Genomic DNA, 18,822 nt, shown 5'->3' on the forward strand with positions numbered 1-18,822 from the left:
TAAAAGGCAATAATAACACGGCCTGTCGCAATCGTATGAATGGGACAGGCCGAAAAGTCAGACATGCAAAAACGGTGCTTTAGTCTTGTTGATTAACCTTGCGCTCAATCGCTTTGAGACGCTTGCTCATATCATCAATATTCATCACCAGTGCAGCTGTTTTACGCCATACCTTATTGGGCTGTAGCGGAATGCCTGAGGAATAGACGCCAGGTTCGGTGATAGGACGCATCACCATACCCATGCCAGTAACCGTGACTTTATCGCATATTTCCATATGCCCATTGATCACGCTGGCGCCGCCAATCATGCAGTAACGGCCAATCTTCAGGCTACCCGCCATAATGACGCCACCGGCTACCGCCGTATTGTCGCCAATCACAACGTTATGCGCAATCTGGCACTGGTTATCAATGATAACACCATTACCGATCACAGTATCGTCCAGCGCACCACGGTCAATGGTGGTACAAGCGCCTATCTCGACGCGATCGCCGATAATCACGCGACCAAGCTGCGGGATCTTCACCCAGTTACCGCGATCGTTCGCGTAACCAAATCCATCAGATCCGACGACAGTGCTGGACTGGATCAGGCAATTCTCACCGATCTGAATGTCGTGGTAAATCGTCACATTCGCCCACAAGCGTGAACCTGCGCCGATTTTAGTATTTTTTCCGACGAAGCAGCCTGCGCCGATAACGACGTTATCGCCCAGTTCTACGCCAGACTCAATGACCGCATTTGCGCCCACAGAAACATTATTACCCAGCTTCGCCGTCGCATCGATCACTGCACTCGGTGCAATGTTTTGTGCGGGCTGCGGCGTGGTATCTAAGATTTGCGCCATACGTGCATAGGTCAGGTAGGGATTCTTCACTACCAGCGCAGCACTCTTAGCAAAAGGAAGATCGTCCTGCGTCATCACAACGGCAGAGGCCTGGCATACGCCTAAATGTTCACGGTACTTAGGATTTACCATGAACGTGATATTGCCAGTTTGCGCAGATTGCATGGACGCTACGCCGGTGATGACGATATCGCCATCACCGTGTAATTCTGCATCCAACTGCTCTGCTAAATCAGCCAGTCGAATTGAAGGCATTACTTATTTAACCTGTTTCAGTACGTCAGCGGTGATGTCTTTTACATCGCTGCTGTTGTATGCAACGGTGTTTGCGTCAACAACCAGATCGATGCTCTGACTGTTAGCAACAGATTTCACAGCTGTCTGGATACGAGTAACCAGTTTGCCACGTTCTTCGTTGGAACGACGCGCACGATCCTGCTCAAAAGCCTGAGCTTTCTGAGAGAAAGTCTGACGCTGAGCCATGACGTCTTTTTCCAGCTTGGTACGATCGCTACCCGCTTTCATGGATTGCAGACGCTGCATTTTAGATTGCAGATCAGATTCCATACGCTGCAGTTCGCTGGCACGGCCTTTGAACTCGTTTTCCAGCGTAGCAGAAACGCCCGTCTTCTGTGCAACCTGTTGGAACAAGCTACCCATGTTGACGATTGCAATTTTGTCAGCAGCCTGTGCGGACGTTGCCATCGCTAAACCGAGACCTGCAGCTAATAACCACTTTTTCACAATTAACTCCTTACCATCCCATTTGCACCCGAAGGTACAGTTCTTTGCGTGGCCAGGCGATCCCATGCAAGATCGCCTAAAGTCATCGCTACACTACCACTACATTCCTTTGCGAAGAACAATTACCAAGTTTTACCAATGTTAAACTGGAACTGTTCCGCTTTGTCTCCATCGTACTTTTTGAACGGCTGGGCGTAGGAGAAAACCAACGGCCCCAATGGGGACATCCATTGTAAAGCGATACCCGCTGACATACGGATATTGTTCGGATCGCTGTAGTCCGGATAACCAGAGTACTTAGCTGAATCCCAGTTCGTATCCCAAACGGTACCCATATCCCAGAAGAATGAGGTACGGACCGAGTTGGCATACTTGTCGCTGATAAACGGCGTCGGGGTAATAAATTCCAGGCTGGCGACAGCCATGGCGTTACCGCCTACCGCATCATCCGATTTACACGGTGAAGTATTGGTGGCGTCACATTCGTTATCGTAATCGCTATCGTTGTTATAACGATTAGCCGGTAAATAGACAGCCTTTGGACCGATGGTGTTGGACTGGAAACCACGCACGGTGCTGGAACCACCGGCATAGAAGTTCTCGTAGAACGGCATCTCTTTGCTGCCGATGCCGTCACCATAGCCCCACTTCGTGCGACCCAGAACAACCCATTTGTGATCGTCATCGATCGGCACATAGGTCGCGGTATCCAACGTCGCTTTGTAGTATTCGTTGTCAGAACCCGGAATGGTTACTTTACCGTTCAGGTTGACACGCGTACCTTCCGTTGGGAAGTACCCACGGTCCAGCTTGTTATATGTCCACCCATAGTTGAAGGTGAAATCGTCTGATTTAAAGCTATCAGCGTCAGGATCCTTACCCATTGAAACCAGATAACGTTGCATTGCAACCTGTGGATCCATGTTAGACAAGGAGTTATGCACATAACCCACACCCGCACGCAAGGTGTTGTATTCGTTGATCGGGAAGCCGAGCGTTGCGTCAGTACCATAACTTTTGTTGGTATAGTCGGACAGGTCTGCATCATCCGCTTTAAAGTCATTGTAGAAAACGCGACCACCAAGGCTCACCCCATCAACGGTGAAATATGGGTTGGTGACAGACAACTCAGTATAGGTCTGATAGTCGTTTTTGGTGCCGTTGATCCCGACTGAATAACCGGTACCTAACCAGTTATCTTGCTGAACGCCAGCCTGGAAGCTCACGCCGCTTTCAGTACCGTAACCAACGCCGAAGTTAAAGCTACCGGTGTTACGCTCTTTAACCTTATAGACCACATCAACCTGATCCGGGCTACCCGGTACACGCTGAGTATCGGTATCGACAGTTTCAAAGTAACCCAGACGATTCAGACGCTCTTTACCCTGATCGACCAGATCGCTACCCAACCAGGCACCTTCCATCTGGCGCATTTCGCGACGCAGAACGGAATCTTTAGAGGTGTCGTTACCTTCAAAACGAATCTTACGCACGTAGAAACGGTTACCTGCATCCACGTTTACGCGTAATTTAACGGTTTTGTCGGCGTCGTTGATTTCAGGTTGCGACTGTACGCGCGGATAGGCATAGCCATAGCGACCCAGAAGCTTCTTGATATCATCTTCCATTTTGGTCACTTTGGTGCCGTTATAGAGTTCGCCTGGCTCGATTTTGGTCAGGGTCTCAATTTCGGCGGAGTGCCCAGCCAGGTTACCGCTCACCTGTACCCCTGAAAGCTTGTATTGATCGCCTTCAGTGATGTTAACGGTAATGTAGATACCTTTTTTATCCGGCGTCAGGCTAACCTGGGTGGAATCGATATTGAAGCGAGCATAACCGCGATCCAGATAGTAACTGCGCAAGGTTTCAAGATCGCCTGCCAGTTTCTGTTTCTGGTATTTACGATCGCCCACCACGTTCCACCACGGCACTTCATCACGCAGTTGGAAGTGAGAGATCAGTTCGTCGGTCGAGAAAGCATGGTTGCCGACGATATTGATCTGTTGGATCTTCGCCGAAACGCCTTCCTGGAAGACCAGCTTGAGGTCAACGCGGTTACGCGGCAACGGCGTTACCACCGCTTTCACACTGGCGCTGTACTTACCGACGCTATAGTAGAAATCTTCCAGCCCTTTTTCGATATCGGCTAGCGTGGTGCGATCCAGAGACTCGCCAACACGCACACCAGAAGCCTCGAGGTTTTGCTTGAGCATGTCATCTTTCACCGATTTGTTACCGGAGAAAGTAATGCTGGCAATCGTCGGACGTTCTTTTACCTGAACCAGAAGGGTATCACCATCGCGCAGGACGCGGACATCCTCAAAGTTACCGGTGGCGAACAGAGCACGAATGGTATTACTGATGTCTTCATCATTAACCGTGTCGCCTGTGCGCACCGGCATACTGAGGAGAGCCGCACCAACGGCGACTCGCTGTAGGCCTTCGAAATGAATGTCCTTCACTACGAACCCTTCAGCACCGTATACGGTGGCGCTGCTAAACAGCAGCGACGCTATGAGCAACTTTTTCATCGCCATCGTTATTATGCGTTCTTCCTAACACTCTCTTACAACCGAGAGAAATCATTGAAAAGTGCAAGCCCCATTAACAACACCAGCAAGATAGAGCCAATGCGATAACTAAAGTCTTGAACCCGCTCGGATACCGGACCGCCCTTCAGCTTTTCAATCGCCAGGAACAGCAGATGCCCCCCGTCAAGAACGGGCAACGGAAACAGGTTGATTATCCCTAAGTTCACGCTGATAAGCGCAAGGAACATCAGGTAATAAATAACCCCGAATTCCGCTGACATCCCAGCCCCCTGGGCGATAGAAATCGGCCCACTGAGGTTGTTCAGTTTTACATCACCGGTAATCAATTTTCCCAGCATACTGACCGTCAGCTTCATCAACTGCCACGTTTTATCCGAGGCTTCGAGGATGGCGCTGAATGGCCCATACTGGCGTACAGTCTTATACTCATCAGGCAGAGGAATAACTTTAGGCACCACGCCCGCAAAACCCTCTGCCTTCCCGTTAACCTGTTTTGAATCTGGGGTTAACGTTAAAGACAAGGAACTTCCTTGTCTTTCAATATCTAGCGCTAACGGCTTATCCGGATTATCGCGCACCAGCGTCACGAACGTCATCCATTGCGTCAGCGGCTGACCATTGACTTTAACGATCCTGTCGCCAGCTTGCAAACCCGCCTTACTTGCAGCGGAGTTTACCTGCACTTCTGACAGCACCGATTCAATCTGCGGACCGCGTGGGCGAATCCCTAAACTGGAAACAGGATCCTCTTTGTCTGGCTCAAATGCCCAATGGCGTAAATCCAGCGTTTTGTCCTGCCGCTGGTTGCTGCCAAACTGCGCCACGCTGAGAGTCGTATGTTCATCGCCAATTTTGGATACCAGTTGTAATCGCACGGCATCCCAATCAGGGGTTTCGATACCATCAACCGCTTTTAGTTCCGTACCCGGCTGAATTTGCGCCTGTGCGGCAATCGAGTTGGGTGTTATTTCACCAACAACCGGACGAACGCCAGGGACACCGATGATAAACACCAGCCAATACGCGAAAATAGCAAAAAGGAAGTTGGCAATCGGACCTGCGGCGATGATGGCTGCGCGTTGTCCAACCGTTTTATTGTTGAAAGCGTAATGGCGCAGCTCCGGTGCGACCGGTTCAGCGCGCTCATCCAGCATTTTGACGTAACCGCCGAGGGGAATCAGGGCGATGACGTATTCCGTACCTGATTTATCGGTACGCCGCCAAAGCGCTTTTCCAAAGCCAATGGAAAAGCGTTCGACGCGGACTCCGCAGCGCCGTGCAACCCAGAAATGACCAAATTCATGCACGGTGATAAGCACACCAAGTGCAACGATGAATGCAGCCAGATTCCAGAGAATACTCAGCATAAGACCATCCGTTAGAGCGTCCTGAATACCAGTAACAACAGGCAGGCAAAGACCGGTACCGCAGCCGTCAGGCTATCAATACGATCCAAAATACCGCCATGTCCTGGTATTAAGTGACCACTGTCCTTAATACCTGCTTCACGCTTAAACATACTCTCGGTCAGATCACCCAGCACGGAGGCCAGGGCTGCAACGATGGAGCAAATAAGCAAGGTGACAGGCGCAACCTCAAGATTCGCCCACATGCCATAACCCCATGAGATCACGGCAGCAGTAGCGAGTCCGCCAATAAAACCCTGCCAGGTTTTACCAGGAGAAACCTTCGGCGCCAGCTTATGTTTGCCAAACAGCTTACCAAACATATAGGCACCCGAGTCCGCTCCCCAGACGAGGATCATGACATACAGCAGCCATAGCGCGCCACTATAATGATTCTCATCATAGTGCCATGCACGTAGCGCCAGCATTCCCCAAAAGAAAGGGACTATGGTTAACACGCCGAAAATTATGCGTAATGTTTTGGAATTACGCCAGACCGACGCAGAGCCGGGATAAAACAGCACCAGTAACAGCGCCACGACCCACCAGCCCAGCGACGCCCACAGCGATACTTCAACCAGCGGCTGATGAATATTGCGATGGTATTCCGGCAACAAAAATAGCATCAGTGCCAGCAATAGCCCGCACAAAACAGCCAGCCAGACTCGCTGCGTACGCGTGGTAAAACCGCTTAACTGTCCCCATTCCCAGGCGGCCAGCATACAGACGGCCAGCGTAACAATGGCGAACCCCACCGGCGGCAGCAAAAACAGCGCCGCGATGACAACGGGTATTAAAACAAAAGCAGAAATCAGGCGATACTTCAGCAAAAGCGACCCCCATCAGGCTTTTTCATCACCGGGCTCGGTGCCGCCGAAACGACGCTCACGATTAGCAAAGGCATGCAGCGCACCTTCAAAGTCTTGTTCATCGAAATCGGGCCAGAGAACATCCGTAAAGTAAAGTTCGGCATAGGCAATTTGCCACAACAGAAAATTACTAATTCGATGCTCTCCCCCAGTCCTTATCACTAAATCCACAGGAGCCAGTTCATGCATACAAATTTGCTGCCCCAGCATCTCTTCATCGATTTGCTCTGGACGCAGCAGACCATCCTGCACCTGTTGTGCCAGTTGTCTGACTCCCTGGACTATATCCCACCGTCCACCGTAATTCGCTGCAATATTTAGCGTCAACCCGGTATTCTGGGCGGTAATCGCTTCTGATTTGCGAATCCGTTCTTGCAAACGTGAGTTAAATCGACTGATATCCCCGATAATACGCAGACGTACGTTATGGCGGTGCAGGTTTTTCACTTCGCTATCAAGCGCCCACACAAACAGCTCCATTAACGCGCTCACTTCCTGCGCAGGTCGGTTCCAGTTCTCACTGCTAAAGGCATACAGCGTTAACGCATCAATACCGTTATTGGCAGCAAAAGAGACAGCCCGGCGGACGGACTTTGCTCCGGCCTTATGTCCAAAGGCGCGAATCTTCCCTTGCTTTTTCGCCCAGCGGCCATTGCCATCCATGATAATTGCTACATGGCGACAACCATGTGCTGGCAAATTTTCGCTTAATGGTTTAGTTGCAGACAACATAACGCGTTTTTAGTCCCTGAAAGGATTATACGGTACTCAGGAATACTGAAGCCTTTTGCGCTTCATCCTTCAGGCTGCTCCTTCGTCGGCTGTGATTTTCGCCCAAGTCACATACTCTTTGTATGCTCCAGGGGACTCATCCACTTGCCACCTTGATGCAACCTGAATGATTTTGTGCATCCACAAAAAAGCCGTGTCAAACCACGGCTTACCCGACCGAAAAAAAACAAATACCCGCGATCGAGTGGCGCAGACTATATCACTGAAGCCCAACGCTAACAAATAGCGCGATTCTCCGAGGAGGGATTATCATCAGCTTGAGCGTCGCATCACTTCTTTTCTGGCGACTTCCCGCGCGATAGCATCAACCTTCAGCACGTCATCAACGCTCTGTGGCTCCTGCAAATCCATCTTATCCAGTACGGATAAATTCAGGTCAGCAATATCGGTAAATCGGATCTGCTGCGCCAGGAATGCGGCAACGGTAATTTCATTCGCTGCGTTCAAAGCGGTCGTCGCCGCCTGCCCTTGCTCAAACGCGTCCATCGCCAGTTTCAGGCATGGATAACGCTGGTAATCAGGTGCGGAAAACGTCAACGCACTGAGCTTGCAAAAGTCGACAGGCTTAACGCCGGACGTCACTCGTTCTGGCCATGCCATCGTATGAGCAATAGGTGTACGCATATCAGGTTCCCCCAACTGCGCCAGAACGCTACCATCCTGATAACGCACCATCGAATGAATAACCGACTGCGGGTGAATCAGCACTTCCATCTGGCTTGCATTGGCATTAAATAACCAACGCGCTTCAATGTATTCCAGACCTTTATTCATCATGGTGGCTGAATCGACAGAGATTTTTCGTCCCATCGACCAATTCGGATGACGACATGCCTGATCGGGGGTCATAGAAACCAGATCGCGCAATGGCGTTTCACGGAAAGGGCCACCAGACCCGGTAAGCAAAACTGAAATGACGCCATTTTGCTCAAGGTCAGCGTATCCCAGATTGTGTTGGATAGGTTGCGGTAAACTCTGAAAAATCGCGTTATGTTCGCTATCTACCGGCAAAAGCTGTGCTTTGTGGCGTTGCACGTCGTCCATAAACAGACGCCCGCAGGTCACCAGAGACTCTTTATTCGCCAGCAAAATGCTTTTGCCCGCGCGGATTGCCGCCAGCGTCGGTAGCAAGCCCGCCGCGCCGACAATCGCCGCCATAACCTGATCAACATCATCCAGCGCAGCCATATCACAGGCAGCCTGCTGCCCGCTCATAACCTCAGTACGACTGCCCTGCTCCAGCAGAGCTGCTTTTACCAACGCAGCGCTTTTTTCATCGTCCATTACCGCATAGCGAGGAGAAAATTCCAGACATTGCTCAACCATACGGACGACATTTTTACCCGCCACCAACGCAGCAACGCGAAATTTTTCCGGGTTATGGCGTACTACATCCAGCGTACTGCAACCAATGGAACCGGTTGATCCCAGGATGGTTAATTGCTTCATCAGACATCCAGAAGAATTTTACTCGTCATACTTCAAGTTGCATGTACGTTGGCTCTCCTCGTTCACCCCTGTCACGCACGGGTGTACGCTCCCGGGGATGCCCTGCGTCGCCGCCTTCCTGCAACTCGAATTATTTAGAGTATATAGACAGAAAAAAGCAAAACGCCGCCATCCAGCCTTCTCAGGCCTTCTAAGCGGCGTTTTTAGCGTACAGGCGAATCAGAACTGCATCAGTTCCGTTTCTTTCTCTGCCAGCGCCGCATCAACTTTCTTGATAGCTGCGTCAGTCAGTTTCTGTACGTCGTCCTGAGAACGGCGATCGTCATCTTCGCTGATCTCTTTTTCTTTCAACAACGCTTTCACTTTGTCGTTGGCATCACGGCGTACGTTACGTACGGCAACGCGCGCGCCTTCAGCTTCGCCACGCACGATCTTGGTCAGATCTTTACGACGTTCTTCAGTCAGCGGCGGCAGCGGAACGCGGATGTCGGAACCCGCAGAGCTTGGATTCAGACCGAGGTCGGAAGCCATAATTGCTTTCTCAACGGCTGGCCCCATAGAACGGTCGAACACGTTGATTTTCAGGGTACGGGAATCTTCAACCGTTACGCTTGCCAGCTGGCGCAGCGGGGTCGGTGTGCCGTAATATTCCACGACAATACCATCCAGCAGGCTAGGAGAAGCACGGCCCGTGCGAATTTTGCTGATTTGGTTTTTGAACGCTTCGACGCATTTGTCCATGCGTACTTCAGCATCTTTTCTGATATCGTTGATCACGTTACGAATCCTTGAAAGCTTGTTTCAGTCAGACCATACCCACCACGCAAGATGTGACAAGTATAGTCTTGATTAATTTTGAGGGACGTATCCCGCGACATTAAAGCGGAATATTACCTGCATTTAGCCGCAACGGGAATTATTCCGTGATTAACGTGCCTTCTTTTTCACCCATAACAACACGGCGCAGCGCACCCGGTTTGTTCATGTTAAAGACACGAATCGGTAATTTGTGGTCACGAGCCAGTGTAAACGCCGCAAGATCCATCACTTTCAGCTCTTTATCCAGTACTTCAGCATAGGTCAACTGTTCGTACATAGTCGCCGTTGGATCTTTAGCCGGGTCAGCAGTAAATACGCCATCGACTTTGGTGGCTTTCAGTACCACATCCGCTTCAATTTCAATACCACGCAGGCAAGCCGCAGAGTCGGTAGTGAAGAACGGATTGCCAGTACCCGCAGACAAAATAACAACGCGGTTGTTACGCAGCAGGCTGATTGCTTCCGCCCAGCTGTAGTTATCACACACGCCATTCAGAGGAATTGCGGACATCAAGCGAGCGTTCACATAGGCGCGGTGAAGCGCATCGCGCATCGCCAGACCGTTCATGACGGTGGCTAACATGCCCATGTGGTCGCCCACAACGCGGTTCATCCCTGCTTTCGCCAGACCAGCGCCACGGAACAGGTTACCACCACCAATCACTACGCCAACCTGGATACCCAGCTCAACCAGCTCTTTGATTTCCTGAGCCATACGGTCAAGGATGCTTGCATCAATACCGAAGCCTTCTGAACCTTGCAGAGCTTCGCCACTTAACTTAAGCAGAATACGTTTGTAGACGGGTTTTGCATTGGTAGCCATGTTTCTTTCCTGAGACTGTCAACGAATGAGATGAATTAATACCGGCGACATTGTATGTCGCTTTTCAGCATGACCACTATAGCGGTTCGCTGAATTTACAAGCCAGACACAAAAAGAAGCCGCCCTCAGGCGGCTCCTTTAAAAATTAAGACTGCTTGGACATCGCAGCAACTTCTGCTGCAAAGTCAGTCTCAACTTTCTCGATACCTTCACCCACTTCAAAGCGGATGAAGCCTGTTACATCAGCGTTGTGCTCTTTCAGCAACTGACCAACAGATTTGCTCGGATCCATAACGAAAGGCTGACCAGTCAGAGAAACTTCGCCGGTGAATTTCTTCATGCGGCCTTCAACCATTTTCTCTGCGATTTCTTTCGGCTTACCAGACTGCATCGCGATGTCCAGCTGAACCTGGTATTCTTTCTCTACCACTTCAGCAGAAACGTCTTCCGGCTTAACGAATTCTGGTTTGCTTGCAGCAACGTGCATTGCCAGCTGTTTAACCAGCTCTTCGTCAGCGCCAGTTGCAGCAACCAGAACACCGATACGAGCACCGTGCTGGTAGTTACCCAGAACTTCGCCTTCCAGGGAAGCAACGCGACGGATGTTGATGTTCTCACCGATTTTAGCAACCAGAGCAACGCGTTCTTCTTCGAACTGCGCTTTCAGAACTTCAACGTCAGTGATTTTGCCAGCAACGGCAGCGTCCAGTACTTTGTCAGCAAATGCCTGGAAACCAGCATCTTTAGCAACGAAGTCAGTCTGGCAGTTAACTTCCAGAATGAAAGCGATGTTGCCGTCGATTTTGGTTTTGATTACGCCGTCAGCAGCAACGTTGCCTGCTTTTTTCGCCGCTTTGATTGCGCCGGACTTACGCATGTTTTCGATTGCCAGCTCGATGTCGCCATTAGCTTCAGTCAGTGCTTTTTTGCAATCCATCATGCCTGCGCCAGTACGCTCACGCAGCTCTTTTACCAGGGATGCGGTAATTTCAGCCATTCTAAAATCCTCGGAAGATTTGATCTGCCCGGCGTGAAACCGCACAGATTTAAAAGTGAAAAAGGGGCCTAAAGGGCCCCTAACCAAACGTGATACTACCTGGTTTATAAGGGGGCTCGAACGAGCGTGCCTTATTATTCAGCTTCTACGAAGCTTTCTTCCGCCTGGGAAGCCAGATCCTGAGAACGGCCTTCACGAACGGTAGTAGCTACAGCGCCCAGGTACAGGGTCACAGCACGGATTGCGTCGTCGTTACCCGGGATAACGAAGTCAACACCGTCCGGATCAGAGTTGGTATCAACAATAGCAAATACTGGGATACCCAGGTTGTTTGCTTCTTTGATAGCAATGTGCTCGTGGTCAGCATCGATTACGAACAGAGCGTCCGGCAGACCGCCCATGTCTTTGATACCGCCCAGGCTGTTTTCCAGTTTCTCAAGCTCACGAGTACGCATCAGCGCTTCTTTCTTGGTCAGCTTTTCGAAAGTACCGTCCTGAGACTGAGTTTCCAGATCTTTCAGACGTTTGATGGACTGACGAACGGTTTTCCAGTTAGTCAGCATGCCGCCCAACCAGCGATGGTTCACGAAGAACTGGTCGCAGTTGTTAGCAGCTTCTTTCACCGCTTCGCTTGCAGCGCGTTTAGTACCAACGAAAAGGATTTTACCTTTACGAGCAGAGATCTTGTTCAGTTCAGCCAGAGCTTCGTTGAACATCGGTACAGTTTTCTCAAGGTTGATGATGTGAACTTTGTTACGCGCACCGAAGATGAACGGCTTCATTTTCGGGTTCCAGTAACGGGTCTGGTGACCGAAGTGAACACCAGCCTTGAGCATGTCGCGCATGGAAACAGTTGCCATGATTAAAACCTCTATATATAAAAGTTGGGGTTAAGCCTCCACGCATCCCATATTACCGACCCCAAAGGGCACCCCGGAATATGTGCCGATACGTGTGTGTTGTTACACAAAGTGAGATTTGTCGCTCCCGTCCATCGTGTGTAGTCTTCAAATGGATCGGAAGTCCGGCGCGCTTTATACCACAAATACGCTACCGACACCAATAATTGTTGGCGGTGCGTGCTGAATGAACGATGAATTTCGTGTTACAGGGAGGCAGCCAATTTTTGCATCTCCGGGAGCCTACATGCAGTAAGCGACTGGAGTGAAAAATTTCAGCCAACACACCTGTGGCACGAAAGGCGAAGTTCAGAATGATTCTCAATTTGGCAGCATGTATGCCGGACTGATACCATTGGCACCACTTAAACAATTATTGCCGATATCATCGGCACTGATGGACAGAATTCATGGCTATCTCAATCAAGACCCCTGAAGAAATCGAAAAAATGCGCGTTGCTGGCCGTCTGGCCGCCGATGTACTGGAAATGATCGAACCGTTTGTTAAGCCAGGCGTCAGCACCGGCGAACTGGATCGCATCTGTAATGACTACATCGTGAATGAGCAGCAGGCCATTTCCGCCTGCCTGGGCTATCACGGTTATCCGAAGTCCGTGTGCATCTCTATTAATGAAGTGGTGTGCCATGGGATCCCGGACGACGCCAAGCTCCTGAAAGACGGCGATATCGTCAACATCGACGTAACCGTGATTAAAGACGAGTTCCACGGTGATACCTCGAAAATGTTCATCGTCGGCAAACCAACCATTCTGGGCGAGCGTTTGTGCCGCGTCACGCAGGAAAGCCTGTATCTGGCGCTGCGGATGGTAAAACCAGGTATTCGCCTGCGCACGCTGGGCGCTGCGATTCAGAAATACGCGGAAGGCGAAGGCTTCTCTGTGGTCCGTGAATATTGCGGTCACGGCATCGGTCGCGGCTTCCATGAAGAGCCGCAGGTTCTGCACTACGATGCAGACGACGGCGGTGTGGTACTGCAGCCGGGCATGACCTTCACCGTAGAGCCCATGCTGAATGCCGGTGATTACCGCATCCGCACCATGAAAGACGGATGGACGGTGAAAACTAAAGATCGGAGCTTGTCTGCTCAGTACGAGCATACTATTGTGGTGACGGAAAAAGGCTGTGAAATTCTGACATTACGCAAGGATGACACCATCCCGGCGATCATCACACACGACGAATAATGTTTTGCCTGATGGCGATGCACCCGCATCTTATCAGGCCTACAAATTGTACTACTTCGTAGGCCGGGTAAGGCGTTCACGCCGTCATCCGGCTTTTTTAATGGGTGGCGCATAATGAATACTCTTCCTGAACAACACGCAAATACTGCCCTCCCCACCCTGCCAGGCCAACCGCAGAACCCCGGAACCTGGCCGCAGCACGATCTCAATTGCCCCGGCATTAAAGCGCATATCGACACTTTCCAGCACTGGTTAGGTGACGCGTTTGACAGCGGGATTTCCGCAGAACAGCTGATTGAGGCCCGCACCGAGTTTATTGACCAGTTACTGCAACGTCTGTGGATTGAAGCCGGTTTCGGTCAAATTGCCGACCTGGCGCTGGTTGCCGTTGGCGGTTACGGGCGCGGCGAACTGCATCCGCTTTCCGATATTGACCTGCTGATCCTGAGTCGTAAAAAGCTACCAGACGCGCAGGCCGAAAAAGTTGGCGAACTGTTAACGCTGCTATGGGACGTGAGGCTCGAGGTTGGGCACAGCGTGCGCACGCTGGAAGAGTGTCTGCTGGAAGGATTGTCAGATTTAACCGTCGCTACCAACCTGATTGAAACACGCCTGCTGATTGGTGATGTGGCGCTGTTTCTTGAGCTACAAAAGCATATTTTTAGCGAAGGTTTCTGGCCGTCCGATAAGTTTTACGCTGCCAAAGTTGAAGAGCAGAATCAGCGCCACCAGCGCTATCACGGCACCAGCTACAACCTGGAGCCGGATATCAAAAGTAGTCCCGGCGGCCTGCGCGATATTCATACCCTGCAATGGGTGGCCCGCCGTCATTTTGGCGCCACCTCACTGGATGAAATGGTCGGTTTCGGCTTTTTGACGCAGGCAGAACGTGCCGAGCTGAATGAATGTTTGCATATCCTGTGGCGCATTCGCTTTGCCCTGCATCTGGTCGTTAGTCGTTACGACAACCGTCTGCTGTTTGATCGTCAGCTCAGCGTGGCGCAACGCCTGAACTACGGCGGTGAAGGCAACGAGCCTATCGAGCGGATGATGAAAGACTATTTCCGCGTCACACGACGGGTCAGCGAACTGAACCACATGCTGTTGCAACTGTTCGACGAGGCGATCCTCGCCCTGCCCGCCGATGAAAAACCACGTCCGATTGATGACGACTTTCAACTGCGCGGCACGTTGATTGATCTGCGCGACGACGACCTGTTTATTCGCAAACCCGAAGCAATATTGCGGATGTTTTACATCATGGTGCGTAATAGCGCGATCAGCGGAATTTACTCCACTACGCTGCGCCATTTACGTCATGCCCGCCGTCATTTAACGCAGCCGCTGTGCTACATCCCGGAAGCGCGTTCGCTGTTTCTCAGTATGTTGCGCCATCCGGGCGCGGTGAGTCGCGGCCTGCTGCCTATGCATCGCCACAGCGTGTTGTGGGCCTATATGCCGCAATGGTCGCATATTGTCGGCCAAATGCAGTTTGACCTGTTTCATGCATATACGGTGGATGAACACACTATTCGCGTAATGCTTAAGCTGGAAAGTTTTGCTAACGAAGAGACCCGTCAGCGCCATCCGCTGTGCGTGGATCTGTGGCCGCGTCTGCGACAGCCGGAGCTGATTCTGATTGCCGCGCTGTTCCACGATATCGCCAAAGGTCGCGGCGGCGATCACTCGGTTCTCGGCGCCCAGGATGTGCTCAAATTCGCCGAACTGCACGGTCTGAACTCCCGCGAAACGCAACTGATCGTGTGGCTGGTGCGCCAGCATTTGCTAATGTCGGTTACCGCTCAGCGCCGCGATATTCAGGATCCCGAAGTCATTAAGCAATTCGCCGAAGAGGTGCAAACGGAACATCGTCTGCGCTTTTTGGTGTGCCTGACCGTCGCAGATATTTGCGCCACCAACGAAACGTTGTGGAATAGCTGGAAACAAAGCTTGCTGCGCGAGCTGTACTTCGCGACGGAAAAACAGTTACGGCGCGGGATGCAAAACACGCCGGATATGCGTGAGCGCGTACGTCATCATCAGCTTCAGGCGCTGGCGCTACTGCGCATGGACAACATTGATGAAGAAGCGCTACACCATATCTGGTCGCGCTGTCGCGCCAACTATTTTGTACGTCACAGCCCAAATCAGCTGGCCTGGCATGCGCGTCATCTGCTGCAACACGATCTCAGCAAGCCGCTGATCCTGCTCAGCCCGCAGGCTACGCGAGGCGGGACGGAAATTTTCATCTGGAGCCCTGACCGCCCTTACCTGTTTGCTGCCGTCTGCGCCGAACTGGACAGGCGCAACCTTAGCGTCCACGATGCGCAGATTTTCACCACCCGCGATGGGATGGCGATGGATACGTTCATTGTGCTGGAACCAGACGGTAGCCCGCTGTCGTCAGACCGACACGAAGCGATCCGTTTTGGGCTTGAACAGGCGATCACCCAGCGTAGCTGGCAGCCGCCGCAACCGCGTCGCCAGCCGGCAAAATTACGTCACTTTACCGTCGATACCGAGGTCACTTTTCTGCCGACCCATACCGACCGAAAATCATTTCTTGAGCTTATCGCTCTCGACCAGCCAGGGCTGCTGGCGCGGGTCGGGCAGATTTTTGCCGATCTGGGAATTTCGCTGCATGGCGCCCGAATTACAACTATTGGCGAGCGAGTAGAAGATTTATTCATAATCGCCACCGCCGACCGGCGCGCCCTTAATAATGAGCTGCAGCAGGAAGTGCATCAACGGTTGACAGAGGCCCTCAATCCAAACGATAAAGGGTAATGTTTTTATTTATTATGGAAAGAGTTTAACAATGCAGCAGTTACAGAACGTTATTGAGTCCGCTTTCGAGCGCCGTGCCGACATTACTCCGGCAAATGTAGATACCGTAACCCGCGAAGCGGTGAATCAGGTTATTTCTTTACTGGATTCCGGTGCACTGCGCGTCGCAGAAAAGATTGAGGGTCAGTGGGTCACGCATCAGTGGCTGAAAAAGGCGGTCCTGCTCTCTTTCCGTATTAACGATAATCAGGTTATCGAGGGTGCGGAAAGCCGTTACTTCGATAAAGTGCCGATGAAATTCGCCAACTACGACGAAGCGCGCTTCCAGAAAGAAGGTTTCCGCGTGGTTCCGCCTGCGGCAGTGCGTCAGGGCGCGTTTATCGCCCGTAACACCGTGCTGATGCCGTCTTACGTGAACATCGGCGCTTATGTTGATGAAGGTACGATGGTTGATACCTGGGCGACCGTGGGTTCCTGTGCGCAAATCGGTAAGAACGTACACCTGTCCGGTGGCGTTGGTATCGGCGGCGTACTGGAACCGTTGCAGGCTAACCCGACCATCATCGAAGACAACTGCTTCATCGGCGCGCGCTCTGAAGTGGTTGAAGGCGTGATCGTCGAAGAAGGCTCCGTCATCTCTATGGGTGTGTATATCGGCCAGAGCACCCGTATTTACGATCGCGAAACCGGCGAAGTGCATTACGGCCGCGTTCCAGCGGGCTCCGTGGTCGTCTCCGGCAACCTGCCGTCGAAAGATGGCAAATACAGCCTGTACTGTGCGGTGATTGTGAAGAAAGTCGATGCCAAAACGCGTGGCAAAGTGGGAATCAACGAACTGTTACGCACCATCGACTAACAGCGATTTGAAAAAGCGGGCTTAGCCCGCTTTTTTTACATCTGCGAGTGGCATAAACAAGGCTTTTCGTTAATTATTCAATGGTTATAGTGAGCTTAAGGGTACCGCTATGTATGACAATCTGAAAAGTCTGGGCATTACTAATCCTGAAGAGATCGATCGTTACAGCCTGCGGCAAGAAGCCAACAACGATATCCTGAAAATCTATTTCCAGAAGGATAAAGGCGAGTTTTTTGCCAAGAGCGTGAAGTTCAAATATCCCCGTCAGCGTAAAACGGTTGTCGCCGATGGCGTCGGTCAGGGTTACAAAGAAGTGCAGGAGATCAGTCCCAACCTGCGCTACGTGATCGACGAACTGGATCAGATCTGCCAGAGAGATCGCAGCGAAGTCGATCTTAAACGCAAGATCCTCGATGATTTACGTCACCTGGAAAGCGTCGTGACCAACAAGATCAGCGAGATTGAAGCCGATCTAGAAAAACTGACGCGCAAATAAGTCGATTGTTGCCTGATAGCGCTACGCTTATCAGGCAATTAATCAATGCTGCTCATCCAGCTGCAACGCCACATACAGCAGCAGTCGATCGTCAAAATTCCCCAGATCCAGCCCGGTCAGCTCTGAAATACGGTTCAGGCGATACTCCAGCGTATTGCGGTGAATAAACAATGCTTTTGAGGTCGCCAGCGGCTGAACGTTATGTCGAAACCATGCCGATAATGTTCGACGCAGCAAACCGTTGTTATCCATCGCTTTCAGCCTTACCAGCGGGCGCGCCAGCTCATTGGCCTGCCAGCCGCCGCGCAGGCTGTCCAGCAGCACCGGCAGCATCAAGTCCTGATAGAAATAGCTCCGGCTTTCCGGCATCCGCTGCTTGCCGACCATCATGGTGGTGCGCGCCGTACGATACGAACGGGCAATGCTGCCGGGCCCGGTAAAATAGTTGCCCAGCGACACGCGAAAACGCAGTTGTCCATTCTCTTTCATGCGGGCAATCAGTTGCTCAACGCGCTTGCGATGATCTTCAGCGTCCCAGCGGCCAAACTGATTGAGCGCTGGTTTCAGCACCACCATCTCGGTCAGAGAAACAATCGCAATCAGATTATTACGTTCGGGTGTAGTCAACGCGTTCTGCAATTGCTGTAGCTCCGCCATCGCACTATCAACGCCAAGCTGACCGCTGTCGACCTCCACTACCGCCACCACGCGCGGCTGGTTCAAATCAATGCCCAATCGCTGTGCCCATTCCATCAGCGCCGGGGTATTCTCTTCGGCCTGAATCAGGTTCATCACCAGCTCTTCACGCAGACGGCTATCCTGCGCTAACAGATGCATCAGACGCGACTGTTCCAGCATCATTTCGGCGGTCATGCACACCAGTTCGCCATACTTGCGCAGATGTTCCGGCTCGCCAGTAAGACCGATAACGCCAACGATTTCGCCTTCCAGACGCAGCGGCAGGTTTATCCCCTGACGCACGCCGTGTAAATGCCGGGCTACCGCATCGTCAATATCGACCACCCGACCTTGTGAAAGCACCAGCAGCGCGCCTTCGTGCAATTCACCAATTCGTTCGCGATCGCCGCTGCCAATGATCCGCCCGCGGGCATCCATTACGTTGATATTGGTATCAATGATGCGCATGGTTCGCGCTACGATATCCTGCGCCATTTTGGTATCAAGATGCCAGCCAGCCATAAACCCCTCCTGTGAGCAGAGCTCAAGCATAGGGAAGATAATAAGCGGCGGCATTGTGCAACTGCACAAAGCGAGAGG

At 51.7% G+C, this 18,822-nt stretch carries 16 protein-coding genes; 4 read left to right on the forward strand and 12 right to left on the reverse strand.

Annotated elements, in window-relative coordinates; translation table 11 throughout:
- Positions 1 to 79: 79 nt before the first annotated feature.
- From lpxD to rpsB, 11 genes are all read right to left on the reverse strand, one after another.
- Positions 80 to 1,105: a UDP-3-O-(3-hydroxymyristoyl)glucosamine N-acyltransferase gene (gene lpxD, locus OGV93_RS14055; protein WP_003018531.1), complete on the reverse strand. Its 1,026-nt coding sequence runs from the start codon at positions 1,103 to 1,105 to the stop codon at positions 80 to 82.
- 3 nt (positions 1,106 to 1,108) lie between these two features.
- Positions 1,109 to 1,594, reverse strand: coding sequence for a molecular chaperone Skp (gene skp / locus OGV93_RS14060; RefSeq protein ID WP_016151765.1), 486 nt, complete (start codon positions 1,592 to 1,594; stop codon positions 1,109 to 1,111).
- Positions 1,595 to 1,716: 122 nt separating this feature from the next.
- Positions 1,717 to 4,131, reverse strand: a complete 2,415-nt coding sequence (gene bamA / locus OGV93_RS14065; protein WP_016151764.1) for an outer membrane protein assembly factor BamA — start codon at positions 4,129 to 4,131, stop codon at positions 1,717 to 1,719.
- Positions 4,132 to 4,160: 29 nt separating this feature from the next.
- A complete protein-coding gene (gene rseP, locus OGV93_RS14070) occupies positions 4,161 to 5,513 on the reverse strand; it encodes a sigma E protease regulator RseP (protein WP_016151763.1) in 1,353 nt (450 codons plus the stop codon).
- An 11-nt stretch (positions 5,514 to 5,524) separates the two neighbouring features.
- Entirely contained in the window at positions 5,525 to 6,382 is an 858-nt protein-coding gene (gene cdsA, locus OGV93_RS14075) for a phosphatidate cytidylyltransferase (RefSeq protein ID WP_016151762.1), read from the reverse strand.
- Between the two features lie 12 nt (positions 6,383 to 6,394).
- On the reverse strand, positions 6,395 to 7,153 hold the full coding sequence (gene ispU, locus OGV93_RS14080; RefSeq protein ID WP_003018543.1) for a (2E,6E)-farnesyl-diphosphate-specific ditrans,polycis-undecaprenyl-diphosphate synthase: 759 nt from the start codon (positions 7,151 to 7,153) through the stop codon (positions 6,395 to 6,397).
- Positions 7,154 to 7,465: 312 nt separating this feature from the next.
- Positions 7,466 to 8,662 carry a 1-deoxy-D-xylulose-5-phosphate reductoisomerase gene (gene ispC, locus OGV93_RS14085; protein WP_046275346.1) on the reverse strand — a complete coding sequence of 399 codons (1,197 nt, stop codon included), beginning with the start codon at positions 8,660 to 8,662 and terminating at the stop codon, positions 7,466 to 7,468.
- 219 nt (positions 8,663 to 8,881) lie between these two features.
- The gene (frr, locus tag OGV93_RS14090; protein ID WP_016151760.1) at positions 8,882 to 9,439 is read right to left on the reverse strand and encodes a ribosome recycling factor; all 558 of its coding nucleotides are present in this window, start codon (positions 9,437 to 9,439) and stop codon (positions 8,882 to 8,884) included.
- A 139-nt stretch (positions 9,440 to 9,578) separates the two neighbouring features.
- On the reverse strand, positions 9,579 to 10,304 hold the full coding sequence (gene pyrH, locus OGV93_RS14095; protein ID WP_005132114.1) for a UMP kinase: 726 nt from the start codon (positions 10,302 to 10,304) through the stop codon (positions 9,579 to 9,581).
- 145 nt (positions 10,305 to 10,449) lie between these two features.
- A complete protein-coding gene (gene tsf / locus OGV93_RS14100; RefSeq protein ID WP_016151759.1) occupies positions 10,450 to 11,301 on the reverse strand; it encodes a translation elongation factor Ts in 852 nt (283 codons plus the stop codon).
- Positions 11,302 to 11,435: 134 nt separating this feature from the next.
- The gene (gene rpsB / locus OGV93_RS14105) at positions 11,436 to 12,161 is read right to left on the reverse strand and encodes a 30S ribosomal protein S2 (RefSeq protein WP_016151758.1); all 726 of its coding nucleotides are present in this window, start codon (positions 12,159 to 12,161) and stop codon (positions 11,436 to 11,438) included.
- A gap of 449 nt (positions 12,162 to 12,610) precedes the next feature.
- Here rpsB and map point away from each other — a divergent pair, with 449 nt between their 5' ends.
- The 4 genes from map (at position 12,611) to OGV93_RS14125 (ending at position 17,544) form a co-directional block, all read left to right on the forward strand.
- Positions 12,611 to 13,405 carry a type I methionyl aminopeptidase gene (gene map, locus OGV93_RS14110; RefSeq protein WP_016151757.1) on the forward strand — a complete coding sequence of 265 codons (795 nt, stop codon included), beginning with the start codon at positions 12,611 to 12,613 and terminating at the stop codon, positions 13,403 to 13,405.
- Positions 13,406 to 13,519: 114 nt separating this feature from the next.
- Positions 13,520 to 16,192, forward strand: a complete 2,673-nt coding sequence (glnD, locus tag OGV93_RS14115) for a bifunctional uridylyltransferase/uridylyl-removing protein GlnD (protein ID WP_016151756.1) — start codon at positions 13,520 to 13,522, stop codon at positions 16,190 to 16,192.
- A gap of 31 nt (positions 16,193 to 16,223) precedes the next feature.
- A complete protein-coding gene (gene dapD, locus OGV93_RS14120) occupies positions 16,224 to 17,048 on the forward strand; it encodes a 2,3,4,5-tetrahydropyridine-2,6-dicarboxylate N-succinyltransferase (RefSeq protein WP_003829186.1) in 825 nt (274 codons plus the stop codon).
- 109 nt (positions 17,049 to 17,157) lie between these two features.
- Entirely contained in the window at positions 17,158 to 17,544 is a 387-nt protein-coding gene (locus OGV93_RS14125; protein ID WP_003018562.1) for a DUF3461 family protein, read from the forward strand.
- Between the two features lie 42 nt (positions 17,545 to 17,586).
- Here the strand turns inward: OGV93_RS14125 and cdaR are convergent, their stop codons facing one another.
- Positions 17,587 to 18,744, reverse strand: coding sequence for a DNA-binding transcriptional regulator CdaR (gene cdaR, locus OGV93_RS14130; RefSeq protein ID WP_016151755.1), 1,158 nt, complete (start codon positions 18,742 to 18,744; stop codon positions 17,587 to 17,589).
- Positions 18,745 to 18,822 lie beyond the last annotated feature (78 nt).

The sequence above is a fragment of the Citrobacter sp. Cb031 genome (assembly GCF_030336725.1).
Lineage (GTDB): Bacteria > Pseudomonadota > Gammaproteobacteria > Enterobacterales > Enterobacteriaceae > Citrobacter > Citrobacter braakii.

Excerpts from the sequence above, each read along its gene's own strand:
- lpxD (WP_003018531.1), bottom strand. The coding sequence starts at position 1,105 with ATGCCTTCAATTCGACTGGCTGATTTAGCAGAGCAGTTGGATGCAGAA.
- bamA (WP_016151764.1), bottom strand. The coding sequence starts at position 4,131 with ATGGCGATGAAAAAGTTGCTCATAGCGTCGCTGCTGTTTAGCAGCGCC.
- rseP (WP_016151763.1), bottom strand. The coding sequence starts at position 5,513 with ATGCTGAGTATTCTCTGGAATCTGGCTGCATTCATCGTTGCACTTGGT.
- ispU (WP_003018543.1), bottom strand. The coding sequence starts at position 7,153 with ATGTTGTCTGCAACTAAACCATTAAGCGAAAATTTGCCAGCACATGGT.
- ispC (WP_046275346.1), bottom strand. The coding sequence starts at position 8,662 with ATGAAGCAATTAACCATCCTGGGATCAACCGGTTCCATTGGTTGCAGT.
- pyrH (WP_005132114.1), bottom strand. The coding sequence starts at position 10,304 with ATGGCTACCAATGCAAAACCCGTCTACAAACGTATTCTGCTTAAGTTA.
- tsf (WP_016151759.1), bottom strand. The coding sequence starts at position 11,301 with ATGGCTGAAATTACCGCATCCCTGGTAAAAGAGCTGCGTGAGCGTACT.
- rpsB (WP_016151758.1), bottom strand. The coding sequence starts at position 12,161 with ATGGCAACTGTTTCCATGCGCGACATGCTCAAGGCTGGTGTTCACTTC.
- map (WP_016151757.1), top strand. The coding sequence starts at position 12,611 with ATGGCTATCTCAATCAAGACCCCTGAAGAAATCGAAAAAATGCGCGTT.
- glnD (WP_016151756.1), top strand. The coding sequence starts at position 13,520 with ATGAATACTCTTCCTGAACAACACGCAAATACTGCCCTCCCCACCCTG.
- dapD (WP_003829186.1), top strand. The coding sequence starts at position 16,224 with ATGCAGCAGTTACAGAACGTTATTGAGTCCGCTTTCGAGCGCCGTGCC.
- OGV93_RS14125 (WP_003018562.1), top strand. The coding sequence starts at position 17,158 with ATGTATGACAATCTGAAAAGTCTGGGCATTACTAATCCTGAAGAGATC.
- cdaR (WP_016151755.1), bottom strand. The coding sequence starts at position 18,744 with ATGGCTGGCTGGCATCTTGATACCAAAATGGCGCAGGATATCGTAGCG.